General features: G+C 50.4%; 14 protein-coding genes. 9 read left to right on the top strand and 5 right to left on the bottom strand.

The genetic code is table 11. From position 1 onward, the window contains the following. Positions 1-22: 22 nt before the first annotated feature. Positions 23-1,585 (bottom strand): phospholipase D family protein, encoded by a 1,563-nt coding sequence (locus tag LK536_RS39080; protein ID WP_227795489.1) that lies wholly within the window; start codon positions 1,583-1,585, stop codon positions 23-25. Between the two features lie 121 nt (positions 1,586-1,706). On the opposite strand from LK536_RS39080, the gene LK536_RS39085 reads away from it, so the two are divergent. After that, complete coding sequence (locus tag LK536_RS39085) at positions 1,707-3,365, top strand: amidohydrolase (protein WP_227795488.1); 1,659 nt, start codon at positions 1,707-1,709, stop codon at positions 3,363-3,365. Positions 3,366-3,506: 141 nt separating this feature from the next. Here the strand turns inward: LK536_RS39085 and LK536_RS39090 are convergent, their stop codons facing one another. Further along, positions 3,507-3,947, bottom strand: coding sequence for an Hsp20/alpha crystallin family protein (locus tag LK536_RS39090; protein WP_474912422.1), 441 nt, complete (start codon positions 3,945-3,947; stop codon positions 3,507-3,509). A 425-nt stretch (positions 3,948-4,372) separates the two neighbouring features. Here LK536_RS39090 and LK536_RS39095 point away from each other — a divergent pair, with 425 nt between their 5' ends. Further along, complete coding sequence (locus LK536_RS39095; protein ID WP_227795487.1) at positions 4,373-4,726, top strand: PHP domain-containing protein; 354 nt, start codon at positions 4,373-4,375, stop codon at positions 4,724-4,726. Positions 4,727-4,745: 19 nt separating this feature from the next. On the opposite strand, the gene LK536_RS39100 is transcribed toward LK536_RS39095, so the two are convergent. Both LK536_RS39100 and LK536_RS39105 read right to left on the bottom strand, forming a co-directional pair. After that, complete coding sequence (locus LK536_RS39100; protein WP_227795486.1) at positions 4,746-5,690, bottom strand: GNAT family N-acetyltransferase; 945 nt, start codon at positions 5,688-5,690, stop codon at positions 4,746-4,748. A gap of 39 nt (positions 5,691-5,729) precedes the next feature. Then, positions 5,730-6,620 carry a class I SAM-dependent methyltransferase gene (locus LK536_RS39105; protein WP_227795485.1) on the bottom strand — a complete coding sequence of 297 codons (891 nt, stop codon included), beginning with the start codon at positions 6,618-6,620 and terminating at the stop codon, positions 5,730-5,732. A 161-nt stretch (positions 6,621-6,781) separates the two neighbouring features. Here LK536_RS39105 and pyrF point away from each other — a divergent pair, with 161 nt between their 5' ends. From pyrF to LK536_RS39120, 3 genes are read left to right on the top strand one after another with little or no spacing between them, the layout of a single operon-like run. Beyond that, positions 6,782-7,699: an orotidine-5'-phosphate decarboxylase gene (gene pyrF / locus LK536_RS39110; protein WP_008717553.1), complete on the top strand. Its 918-nt coding sequence runs from the start codon at positions 6,782-6,784 to the stop codon at positions 7,697-7,699. A gap of 60 nt (positions 7,700-7,759) precedes the next feature. Next, positions 7,760-8,656, top strand: a complete 897-nt coding sequence (locus LK536_RS39115) for a dihydroorotate dehydrogenase electron transfer subunit (protein ID WP_227795484.1) — start codon at positions 7,760-7,762, stop codon at positions 8,654-8,656. 17 nt (positions 8,657-8,673) lie between these two features. Further along, positions 8,674-9,576 carry a dihydroorotate dehydrogenase gene (locus tag LK536_RS39120; protein ID WP_227795483.1) on the top strand — a complete coding sequence of 301 codons (903 nt, stop codon included), beginning with the start codon at positions 8,674-8,676 and terminating at the stop codon, positions 9,574-9,576. Between the two features lie 169 nt (positions 9,577-9,745). On the opposite strand, the gene LK536_RS39125 is transcribed toward LK536_RS39120, so the two are convergent. Continuing rightward, positions 9,746-10,801: a hypothetical protein gene (locus LK536_RS39125; RefSeq protein WP_227795482.1), complete on the bottom strand. Its 1,056-nt coding sequence runs from the start codon at positions 10,799-10,801 to the stop codon at positions 9,746-9,748. Between the two features lie 408 nt (positions 10,802-11,209). Between LK536_RS39125 and pyrE the strand changes: the two genes are divergently transcribed. From pyrE to LK536_RS39145, 4 genes are read left to right on the top strand one after another with little or no spacing between them, the layout of a single operon-like run. Beyond that, on the top strand, positions 11,210-11,887 hold the full coding sequence (pyrE, locus tag LK536_RS39130) for an orotate phosphoribosyltransferase (RefSeq protein ID WP_025486671.1): 678 nt from the start codon (positions 11,210-11,212) through the stop codon (positions 11,885-11,887). A gap of 31 nt (positions 11,888-11,918) precedes the next feature. Then, positions 11,919-12,068, top strand: coding sequence for a hypothetical protein (locus tag LK536_RS39135; protein WP_025486672.1), 150 nt, complete (start codon positions 11,919-11,921; stop codon positions 12,066-12,068). A 15-nt stretch (positions 12,069-12,083) separates the two neighbouring features. After that, positions 12,084-12,557, top strand: a complete 474-nt coding sequence (locus LK536_RS39140) for a VanZ family protein (protein ID WP_025486673.1) — start codon at positions 12,084-12,086, stop codon at positions 12,555-12,557. After that, the gene (locus LK536_RS39145; protein ID WP_025486674.1) at positions 12,554-12,877 is read left to right on the top strand and encodes a hypothetical protein; all 324 of its coding nucleotides are present in this window, start codon (positions 12,554-12,556) and stop codon (positions 12,875-12,877) included. The genes LK536_RS39140 and LK536_RS39145 overlap by 4 nt, the downstream gene beginning before the upstream one ends. Positions 12,878-12,881: the final 4 nt, after the last annotated feature.

The raw sequence follows: 12,881 nt of genomic DNA on the forward strand, positions 1-12,881 counted from the left end.
GTGTTGTGCATCCATGTTCCATTCATATCAAAAAACGGAAGGGCTGCATCACGAACCCGACCACCTTCCATGCCGCCCTTTTATAAAACGGGACATAAGCAACCGTGATGTGTTCCGGTATGTCATAGGTGCCGTCCGGCAGGAGCCTCCTGCAGTCGGCCTGATAGGAATCCATATATTCCTCCAGCTGGGATGTAAGCTCGGGACTTTGGATGACCAGCATCAGTTCCGTGTCCATATAGGTACTGCGCAGGTCAAAATTATAGGATCCCACGGCGCACAGTTCATGGTCAATGAGAAGGGATTTGCCGTGGTAGGAAAGGCCGCCGTCATATTCCAGGATTTCCATACCGGTTTGGATGAATGACTTTTTATGTCTTGGATAATCGCTGGAGGCAAAGAAGTTGTCTCCGTTTTCAACTGAATTAATCATCATGGTTACCGGGACATGGGCCGTTACCTCTGTCAGGGCGTCGTACATGTGCCTGTTGAATACGGCATAGGGGGTGTGGATCACAACCTGTTCCCTGGCGCTTTTCATCAATTCCGTCATGGTGTAGAAAACCACTGGTTCCTTTGCGTAAATGTCCGTGGGATTGGACACAAGGGTAATCTTCCCGGCGGGAACCGTGTGTTCCTCATAATAGGCAAGAGGAGCTGGCTTGATGGAGGCCGGTATCTCCTGGTCATCATCATTGATGTCCGGATCAATGGGCAGGGCGGGGCAGGAGGGCTGACCCGGTGTTCCACAGGATGCTGATTTTTCCATTTCCCAGCCAAACAGTTCCGGATTTTCCTTTGCCAGCATATCATACCTGTCCCTTAAAACCCCGGCTGCCTTTTGAACAGAATCCTTTTCAGCCAGCGTTTCATCATCATGGAACAGTGAGCATACATCCAGATCCCACACCTGGTTAAAGTAAGCCTCCACCTGGTTCAGGGAACTTTGGCTGGTCCCGGCCGTGCCGTGGGCCGTGTTATAGACCAGGACCTCACGGTCATGGCTGCGGGAATTGGTGGGATAGGAGCCGATGAAGTAGTCAAAGGTATTGCGGCCCCCAAGGATATAGCCGTAGTCGTCGGCAATCACGTATTTGTCGTGCATCCTGCCCTGGGTCTTCCAGGGCAGAAGCAGGTTCAATTTATTATAAATCTTAATCTCTATATTGGGATGACTGGAAAGTGCGTAAAAATAGCTGTTCCGTTCCATGCGCACCAGCCCGGAGAACCCATCCACCAGAATCTGGACCTTCACCCCCTGGTCTGCCTTATGGAGCATGACTGCCATGATGTCCCTGGGACTTTCGCCGTCCCTGAAATCAAAGGTGGACAGTATGATCCGTTCCTTTGCCAGGCTCATGAGGCACATCCTTTCATCCCATGCGCTTTGGTTCGTCTCCAGGATCATGGCCCTGTCACAGCCGGTTCCATCCTGATAGAAGTCTGAGGCAGAAGTATTGGCTTTCGTTATCCCGGAAACCGGTTTATAATGATAAAAGGGCGCGGTTGCGCCGATGACCAGATAAAGGAATACAAATAGCAGGACGGTCAGGACCCTGTGTTTTTTAATCCATTTGACAATCATAAGGAACTCCTTTTGTGAGCATACTTTAAACAAATGGGAATCAATCTATAGGGTAATATACTAAGAATGGATAAGAAAGTCAAATCATTTAAAACACATGATTGGGAAGGGAGAGCAGTATATGGGACAGACACTTTATCATAACGGGACCATACTGACCATGGAGGACCAAAAGCCGTGTGTGGGTGCGGTACTCACTGGGAATGGGAGGATTCTTGGCGTCGGGGACTACCAATCTTTGAAGGAGATGGCGCAGCCGGGAGTCCAGATGGCAGATTTACAGGGAAATGTGATGCTGCCCGGATTCATTGACCCCCACAGCCATTTTACGGCCTGCGCCAGCCAGACCATGGAGGTGGATTTAAGCCATGCCCGGGATTTTGAGGAAATCATCCAGTGTATCCAGGCATTTATAAGGGAGCAGAAGATACCGGAAGGCAGGTGGATCCAGGCGGCAGGATATGACCACAACAGCCTAGGGGAAGGAACCCATCCAAGGAGGAAGGTGCTGGACAAGGCAAGTCCCAGGAACCCGTTGATTGTAAAGCATCAGTCAGGCCATATGGGCGTATTCAACACCATGGCATTAAACCAGCTGGAAGTGGATGCACAGACCCGGTCCCCCCAGGGCGGCCTTATTGAAAAGGAGGATGGGATTCCCACCGGATATATGGAGGAAAGGGCATTCCTGGAGTACCAGGACAAGGTTCCCATGCCGTCGCCCGAGGAGTTCCTGAAGGCTTATGGCCGCGCCCAGGAGCTGTATGCATCCAACGGCATCACCACGGTCCAGGAAGGAATGCTGCCTGCAAAGCTTCTGCCCCTGTACCGGATGCTGGAGGGGGCCGGCCTGCTGAAACTGGACCTGGTGGCATATGCCGATATCCGGGAAAGCGATGCGGTGGCGGAAGCGATGAAGGATTATGTAAAATGCTACAGGAACCATATAAAACTTGGCGGCTATAAAATGTTCCTGGACGGCTCCCCACAGGGCAGGACAGCCTGGATGCGGGAACCCTATGAGCAGGTAGAGGGATGGAACCAGCCGGCTGATTATAAAGGATACGGCACGCTTTCCGATGAGGAGGTATTAGCCGGTATCATGAAAGCAGAACAGGATGACATGCAGCTGCTGGCCCACTGTAACGGCGACATGGCCTGCGGACAGTATTTGAACCAGCTGGAGGCCGCGTACAGGATTTTGGGGGAGAAGAAGGGCAATACATCTTATCCAGGGGATATCCGTCCCGTCATGATCCACGCGCAGCTCCTTTCGCCGGACCAGCTTCCCAAGGTAAAGGAATTAAAGGTAATCCCTTCATTTTTCCTGGCCCATGTGTATCACTGGGGCGATGTGCATGTCCGCAATTTCGGCATCAAAAGGGCCAGCCATATAAGCCCGGCAGGATTGGCCTTGAAGGAGGGAATCCTATTTACCCTGCATCAGGACAGCCCGGTCATCCGCCCGGATATGCTGGAAACCCTCTGGTGCGCCGTGAACAGGGAGACAAAGGGCGGCATGGTCCTTGGCAGGGAGGAATGCCTGCCTGTATGGGAAGCATTAAAGGCCCTGACCATAAACGGAGCGTATCAGTATTTTGAGGAAAATGAAAAAGGCTCCATTGTCAATGGGAAAGTGGCTGATTTTGTAATCCTTGACAGGAATCCCATGTCCGTGGATCCGGAGGCCATAAGGGATATCCGGGTATTGGCTACAATCAAGGAGGACAGGCTGATATGGAAGAGGCAGATGCAGGGGATGGATGGGCATGCAGAATGACATGGCGTGATTATCACAGAATGCAGGATGCCGCCAGGGTTGGGGGACCCGGCGGCATCCTGCATGACATATGATATATATGAAAAGGGAGTGGTGGTAAATAAGTGGAACGGTTTAGTACAGGCTGTACGGTAAGTCATATTACAGGATATCAATATACTTTGGCGTATCTTCCACCTTAGGGCTGTCCTTTGGTACCTGAAGCTTCAGGATGCCGTTTTCAAACCCGGCCTTGATATCCTCCTGTCGGATCTGTTCTCCCACAAAGAAGGATCTCTTGCAGGAGCTGGTGTAGCGTTCCCTATGGATAACAGTACCACGCTCGTCCTTGTTTTCAGCGGAGTTATTGGATTCAGCCGTAATGGTGAGATAGCCGTCCTTTAATTCTGCCTTGATATCTTCTTTCTTAAATCCGGGAAGTTCAATCTCCATAAGGTAGTTTCCATCTTTTTCCATTATATCGGTACGCATGATGGGAAGCTTCTTGCTGTCACTGCCCTTTTCGGTGGAACCGCTGAAAAATGGGTCATTGAAAAATTCATCAAATAAATTAAGTCCATAGTTTCTTCTTGGGATTAACATCATGATCATATCCTCCTTAAATATATTGTTTCAATCCACGCTCGGTATATTGTCGAAGTGCGACTGCATCCTACGTAGATGCGTGGTTGACCTCATGGCAGTGGGGGATACCGATTACTCTCTGCCCGACACTGCCGTTAAGTTTGTTTTTGGCAATTCATTTCACCACCTTAGAGGATGGGAGAATCCTTGCTAATATTTGTTAAACTGTTTGAGTTGTTTTATTTTTCATAACTGTATTATAGCACGATTGTTAGCACTGTCAAGAGGTGAGTGCTAATTTTTTATTAAAAAAGTGTGAAGCCTGATTTTGGGGTTTGATTTTGGGTTTTATATAAAATGGTAAATCAACAAAGGATATGGTATAATGGAATCCCAAAAACAACCGTGATATTGTTATGTTTTGTGCAGAGGAGGTTTGCGCTATGGTAGATGGCCACATTCATATTGAACGGGGCAGATACACGCTTGAATGGATAGGGCGTTTTGCAGATGAGGGCCTTGAGCATGGACTTGATGAAATATGGCTTCTTGAGCATTGTTACCGTTTTCGCGAATTTGTTCCTATGTATGATTCCGTATGCGCATACAGCGGATATGTCAATCAATGGTTTCATAGACAGGCGGGGGTGCTGGGGCTGGATGATTATTTGAGGCTTATCCATGATGTCAGGGAAAATGCATTTCCAATCAAAATCATCACTGTTTCGGATGCACATTGCCCGGAAGATGTGGGCTGGAAAATCCCGGAACTAAACAGGCTTATTGCTGAAGCATAGATTGAGGGTCTGTTTCCGTTTAAAAATCATTGGGAGTCTCCCGCCAGAACAATCCTTCCGACTGAGCCAGGGGTTTTAGGATTTCCTGTACCCTGCTGCTTGGATGGTATACGGTCATATGGAGGGAGCTGCCTTCCAGGCAGATTAAGGTCTGCTCCTGTGCAAGAAGCAGGCCCAGTCCTCCCTTGCTGTTTTTCACGGCGTGACGCACTGCTTTTTCCAGCCTTGCAGCGGATATGCCGCTGTGCCAGCCCTCTGTGTGCATGTCTATATCAAAGTAACAGTGCAGCTTTACCAGAATGCGTGCCAATTTACGGGCAAGACGTTTGGATTCACCGTTCTTAAGGAACCAGCTTTCTGTTTCCAGATATACGCTGCTCCGGTCAGCCGGAACCTGTGCCGGGAATACATCAATCACGGCATAAGGCTTCTGTAAAAGTCCCTCCATCAGGGAGTCCCTTTGCCTGTCCGGCGTTTTCCAGAATTCTTTAAACTCCTTTTCTGTTATGGTTCCCCCTGCAATCAGAAGTTCATATGTCACGCCGCGCCAGCGGTAGGTGATGCCGGATCCGGTGTACCCGTTCTTCAGATAAAAATTCCGGCGCATCAGGCGCTGGCCGTGGTTGTCCGCATGCCTGTCCACGGCCTCGATGTCCAGGATGATGCGGTTATCAGGTTTCATGCTGCGGATGGCCTGAAGCGCCATGGTGCCGTAGCCTTGGCCCCTTAAGGATTCCTCAACCGCCAGGAACAGGATGTTGGTAAGGTCCCCAAAGGTCAGCAGATAGAAAAATCCGCAGAATGCATCATCCTCGTAAAATGCAATGAAGTCCCCGTTTCCCTGGTGACCGTTTTCCAGATAACGGATAGGAACACGTTCCTTTGCTGGAAATGCAGTTTCATATAGTCTTTTTACGCTTGGATAATCTTTGTGGCCTGCTGTCATTGTTTCTGTCCTGAACATGATTTTCCCCCTGTCTTCTATTAAAATCGGTTTCCTTAGTCAATAGGTCTGGTGGATGTTCCACAGCAGCCGCCCATAGGTAAACAGGGAGCTTTCATGGAGATTGCCCTCTGTGTCGGCGTGCATTTCCATCCAGTGGTATATCTTATCAATCGCATCGCTGGTCCGTTCCTTTTCCGGCAGTATGATGGAGGCGGATATCTCTGCGAATTCCCTGCTGGCCGGGCGTTCATTTTCCTTGACCTGCTGGTAATAGCTGGTTACGGGCTGATAACCTGACAGCAGAAGGATGTTGAAGGTGGTGTAAAAATGCTGTCCGTTCCAGCTCTCCAGCGTCTCCTTATTAAAGACCTCCCTGGCAATGCGCTGGTGAAGTCCGTGACGGCCCGATACAATGGAGTTCATACAGCACCAGGAGCGGGTGAGTCCCATGAACCTGTTGAGGCCCTCCCTGCCTGAGACAGCGGGGGAGAGGGAGCAGAATGCAAGGTCATATGTACGGTTAAGACCGGCGGCCTTAAGATCAAGGGATGAAAAATCGCTGACAAGGAAGCTGGTATTCATCTGCCCGGTCTCCTTTGTGAACAGACGGGCGTATTCAATGGCACGTGGGGAAATGTCCACACCCACCACCATATGGGCAGTGCGGGCAAACTCCGAGACAAAACGTCCCGGGCCGCAGCCGATGTCAATCACATCCGTGTCTGGTCCAAGGACCCCTGTCTGCTTCAGATAAGCGGCGGTTTCCCTGACCCTGCGCATGGACTTGCCGGAACCATTGTCCTTTAGGTTGGCTGTCCAGAAGTTCTGTTTCCAGTTTTTCATCCTCTTGTCCCACATGTCCGCCGTGCGGTCAGGACCGCTGTCCCTGTTTTTCTCCTGCAGTTCAAACATGTGGTCCAGTTCCCTGTCTTTATGGAATACACTCATGATGGTTTCTCCTGATCCTGTTGCTGTTTTCTGATTTGTAAGGTAGTATTAGCATACAATAAAAATCAGGAAGAGTAAATACGTTCCGCCCTTGAAACACGATACTTTATATGTTAGAATGGGGAAAGAGTTTTTCAGTACCCATACATAAGGAGGACGCTATGATTAGCCAGTTGATTGAAAAAATAAAGAAAACCAATGCCCCCATCTGTGTCGGACTTGATCCGATGCTGTCCTATGTGCCGGAGCATGTGGTGAAGAAATCCTTTGACACCTACGGTGAAACCCTGAAAGGAGCCGCAGAGGCCATCTGGGAATTTAATAAGGAAATCATTGACCATACATGGGACCTGATTCCGGCTGTTAAGCCGCAGATTGCCATGTATGAGCAGTTTGGCATAGAAGGTCTTATTGTATATAAGAAGACAGTGGATTACTGCCACGAAAAGGGACTGATCGTGATTGGCGATGCCAAGAGGGGCGATATCGGTTCCACCTCTGCTGCGTATGCAGCCGGACACCTGGGCAAGGTGCAGGTGGGAAGCAATGTTTTCAGCGGATTTGACGTGGACATGCTGACCGTGAACCCATACCTGGGGACAGACGGCGTGAAGCCGTTTGTGGATGTGTGCAGCAGTGATGACAAGGGACTGTTCGTGCTGGTGAAGACCTCCAACCCAAGCAGCGGCGAGTTCCAGGACCGTCTCATTGACGGAAGGCCCTTATATGAGTGGGTGGCCGAAAAGGTGATGGAGTGGGGGGAATCCTCCATGGACGGCGCATACAGCAACGTGGGCGCCGTGGTTGGAGCCACCTATCCTGAGATGAGTAAGATCCTTCGCAGGCTCATGCCGCATACGTATTTCCTGGTGCCGGGGTATGGCGCGCAGGGCGGTACGGCGGAGGATTTAAAGCATTGCTTTAATGAGGACGGGCTGGGCGCCATCGTGAACTCATCCAGAGGCATTATTGCCGCCTATAAGCAGGAGAAGTATAAGCAGTTTGGTCCGGAACAGTTTGGCGGGGCATCCAGACAGGCTGTTGTGGATATGGTGAATGATATTAACAGCGTACTGTAAATAACTGCAGCACCGGCAGGCATTGCCGGTGCTGTAAGAACATAAAGATGGAGATTTTCTATGGCAAAGATAAAGATGACGGCTGTGGTTACAGGACAGGAACAGCTGACTGAGGATATATTTGATATGAGGATAAAGGCGCCCCAGGTTGCAGAGGATGCTGTGCCGGGCCAGTTTGTTTCCCTTTATACAAAGGACGGCGCAAAGCTGCTTCCAAGACCGATCAGCCTGTGCGGCATTGACAGGGAGGCCGGGGAACTGCGCCTGGTTTACCGCATTGCCGGAGCAGGGACAAAGGAGTTCTCACAGCTGAAGGCAGGGGATACCATCGACGTGCTGGGGCCTTTGGGCAATGGATTCCCCATGGAGCCTGGAAAGAAGGCGTTCCTGATTGGGGGCGGCATTGGTATCCCGCCTATGCTGGAACTGGCAAAAGCGCTGGCAGAGGCCAACGCACGGTTGGATGGAGGCGCTTTGGCACAGGCTGGTGCGCAGCTGGCTGGAAGCGCTTCGGCACAGGCCGGTGCGCAGCCGGCTGGAGGCTTGCCGGAACAGGACGGCGGACGGACCGGGCTGGTTCAGTCCATCCTGGGATACAGGGACAGCCAGATGTTCCTGAAACATGAATTTGAGGCATTTGGACCTGTCCATGTGGCAACCGAGGACGGAAGCGCTGGCACGGCGGGAAATGTACTGGATGCCATAAGGGAACAGGGGCTGTCAGCGGACATCATCTATGCCTGCGGACCCACCCCCATGCTCCGGGCGCTGAAAGCGTATGCGGCTGAACAGGGTATCCCCTGTTTCCTGTCCCTGGAAGAGAAGATGGCCTGTGGTGTTGGGGCCTGCCTGGCCTGTGTGTGCCAGTCTAAGGATGTGGACGGCCATTCCCAGGTGCACAACAAACGTATCTGCAAGGACGGTCCCGTGTTCCTGGCAGATGAGATTGAACTATGACGGAGGTGGCCCGGAAGATGGATATGAGTGTAAAGATTGCCGGTGTGGAATTTAAGAATCCGGTGATGGAGGCGTCGGGCACATTTGGCTCCGGCATGGAATACAGTGAATTTGTGGATTTGAACAAGCTGGGGGCTGTTGTGACAAAGGGCGTGGCCAACGTGCCATGGCCCGGCAACCCCACACCCAGGATTGCAGAGACTTATGGCGGGATGATTAATGCCATCGGGCTGCAGAACCCGGGGATTGATGTGTTTATCAAAAGGGACATCCCTTTCTTAAAACAATACGACACCAGGATTATCGTGAATGTATGCGGCAGGACCACGGAGGATTACATTGACGTGGTGGAGCGGCTGGGGGATGAGCCGGTGGATATGCTGGAGATTAACATCTCCTGCCCCAATGTAAAGGAAGGTGGTATTGCCTTTGGACAGGACCCCAAAGCGATTGAGGCCATTACCAAGGCGGTGAAGGCACATGCAAAGCAGCCAATCATCATGAAGTTAAGCCCCAATGTGACGGACATCACAGTCATGGCCAAGGCGGCCCAGGCCGGGGGAACGGATGCCATTTCCCTGATCAACACCCTTACCGGCATGAAGATTGATATACACAAAAGAGCCTTTGCCCTGGCCAATAAGACGGGAGGGCTTTCCGGCCCTGCCATCAAGCCCGTGGCCCTGCGCATGGTCTACCAGACAGCCCAGGCAGTACAGGTGCCCATTATCGGTATGGGCGGTATCATGAATGGGGAGGATGCCCTGGAATTCATCCTGGCAGGCGCCAGCGCAGTGGCAATCGGTACAGCTAATTTCCACAATCCTTATGCAACGGTGGAAGCAGTGGAAGGAATCCGGTCCTATATGGAGCGGTATGGGATTGACGATATAAGCCAGCTGATTGGGGCGGTAAGGTAGCTGGTTAGGGTGGTAAGATAGTTGGTTCTAAAGATAATCTGGTCCATATATGAAACAGACCTGGACGTGGGATTGAATCCGCGTCCAGGTCTGTTATTTTACATGATTTCTCGTTCCCTGCCTTGTGGGTGGAACTTGATGTATAACACATCCACGGCTTCCATGCTTCTCATTCACCATACACGATTAACCTTGTAATCCCGCTGCTGTCCATATAGACTTCCTGGCAGCCGCCCAGGGCACTGGCGGTAAAGAATAAGACAAGCCACATCTGGTCCGTGAAGTCGCGGTAAACCCGGGTATCCGTGTACCCGATGGTGCATTCTGATTTTGCGCGTTCCAGCGCCTGTTCCTCAGTGGTAATCCGGCATTCCCCGGTATTGTGAAAATTATTGCGCTGTATACCTGTTTCCTCTTCGGCATACCGGATCAGGACCTCTTTAAAAGAAAAATATCCCTTTCCATCCGCCACCTGGGTATCACAGACAAATTCAAGGCATTCCGGGCAGCCTGTTTCCTCCATGCGTTCCAGGGCATCCCATTGGATGAGGCGGTCTGTTATGATATATGGAAGCCCTGCCTTCAGCAATACGGATGCAGATGCCTGTAATTTGAATGTCTTTTTAATCTTAAGCAGGCCCTCCGCTTTGGAGGACGGCCATTTGGTGAGGAGTACCTTCCCGGTGAGATGGTGGACAGCATCATAGCGGCTGCCAAGCCAGGCCTTTATGTCTTCGGGGCCAAGAACGTGTTCACACACGGCTTCCTGACAGATCAGGTCCTGTTCAGCCATCCCGGATTGAATCATCTTATCCTTCAGCCATAATGCCTGGTTACGGGTTCCGTAATAGACCATGCCGCTATTGCCAGAATCCCTGGTAATGCCGGGCAGCTGGCAGTCTTTTAAGATTTTACCCAATAAATAGCTGGCAGATGCGGCGTGTCCTTCGCCTGCCTTCACCTCCCATACCCCTTCGAATGTAGTGATGGAGTCCTGGATTTCAGGCGGAAGGCCAATCCCTGTCCCATCCACTTCCGTTTCCTGACCGCATTGACTGCAATGGTATGAGGCATGCCAACGATACACCCCGTCCCGTATGGAGTCGCCTGCGCTCATATGTAAAAGACCGCCGCATCTGCATTTCATTTTTGTTTTAACCTTCCTTTCCATATATGGTTTGGAGCATGCCGGTGTTGTCACGCTGTTGACCATGCGGTTAACCATGCCGTCAGTCCTGCTATTGACCTTGCTGCTGATGGTACTATGGATATTTTATCATAAGCGGTCAGCCATGTCCATTTGGTCCGGCAATTCCAGGACATGGGCCGGACCATGACTGAAAGGCAATGGGACAAATTTTCCAGAATCAAATTCTATAAGGATTGAAGATTGAAAATATATACCAGGTGTGATAGAATCAAGGATGAATGTCCTGATGACGGTTCTTTCCCGATTATTATCGTCGAAAGGAGGGGACACTGGTAAATCTCCCGGGGAAGGAATTGGGAAATGGACGGATAAGCCCATGGGCTTGATATAAAATGACATTATGATGATACAGTAAGGCAGATTTGGAAAATAGAAAAATAGAAATGGCGAAAATGCCTATAATAATAAGGAGCGTATGATAATATGGAGAGCTATAAGCAGGAATTTATAGAATTTATGGTTGAGAGCAATGTACTTAAGTTTGGTGACTTTACACTTAAGAGCGGGCGTAAGTCCCCCTTCTTCATGAACGCAGGAAGCTATGTGACCGGAACCCAGTTAAGGAAACTGGGCGAATACTATGCAAAGGCAATCCATGATAACTTTGGGCTGGATTTTGACGTGCTTTTCGGGCCGGCTTATAAGGGAATCCCCTTAAGCGTTGCAACCACCATGGCAATCAGCGATTTATACGGCAAGGATATCCGCTACTGCTCCAACCGCAAGGAAGTAAAGGACCATGGGGACACAGGCATCCTGCTTGGAAGCCCTGTAAAGGACGGGGACAGGGTCATGATCATCGAGGATGTCACCACCTCCGGTAAGTCCATTGAGGAAACCTTCCCAATCCTTAAGGCACAGGGCAATGTGGAGATTAAAGGCCTTATCGTATCCCTGAACCGCATGGAACGGGGCAAGGGGACGAAGTGCGCCCTGGACGAGATTAAGGATTTATACGGATTCCCGACAGCAGCCATCGTATCCATGGCAGATGTGGTTGAGCATCTTTATAACAGGGACTGCGGCGGCAAAGTAGTCATCGACGATCAGATAAAGGCAGCCATTGACGCTTACTATGAGCAGTATGGCGCCCAGGCATGACAACACGTTACCAACAGGAAAGGCGATGAATATGGAGAAAATATATAAGACAATGCGCAACACAGGCGCGGGATGTATTGTTATCGGCATCATCATTGCAGTGACAGGACTTACAGTGGGAGTCATTTCCATAATAAACGGTGCCCTGCTTTTAAAGCGTAAATCAGATATTGTATTTTAACGAACGGGGCTGCCAATGATTAAAAATACAACAAAACGCCAAAAACTGGGCTGGGTGCTGTTTATCCTGTACCTGTGCCTTCTGGCTTATTTCATGTTTTTTTCAGAGAGCTTCGGGCGGACGGACACCAGCAGGGGGTACCAGTATAATCTGGTGCCCTTTAAGGAAATCTCCAGATATTTCCGGTATTACAGTACCATTGGGCCTCTGCTGTTTCTTATTAACATGATTGGAAATGTTGCGGCTTTCATGCCCTTTGGTTTTTTCCTCCCCATCATCAGCAGAAGGAGCAAGAAATGGTATAACACGCTCATGCTGGGATTTGGTTTCAGCCTGATGCTGGAGACACTGCAGCTCATATTCATGGTAGGCAGCTTTGATGTGGATGACATGCAGCTTAATACCCTTGGCGCGGCTCTTGGATATCTGGCGTACAGGTTCGTCCAGTGGGCGCGGGTCAGGATAAGACGCAGGAGGTTAATGAAGTGAAACAGATTGGGGATAAGGTATCTTATGTCAGGAATCCCTTTGCAAGGAACAGCTATTACTGCCTGGGGCTTGCCATCTTAAGCCTTGGCCTTGGGGCGGGCAGTATGTACCTGTCCGTGGCCAGGGCAGGCCAGGGCGGGCTGAATACAGGCGCATGGGGGTTTGCCAGCATTGCGGCGGCCCTTATGGGAATGTGGTTCGGGCTGCTGTCATTTACGGAAAAGGAGCGTAATTACATACTGGCAAAAATTGGTATCAGTATCAGTCTGGTGCTGCTGATTGTATGGATTGTCATCATAATCACCGGGTTTGTAAGATAGATGG

The sequence above is a fragment of the Clostridium pacaense genome (assembly GCF_020709765.2).
GTDB classification, from domain to species: domain Bacteria; phylum Bacillota; class Clostridia; order Lachnospirales; family Lachnospiraceae; genus Enterocloster; species Enterocloster hominis.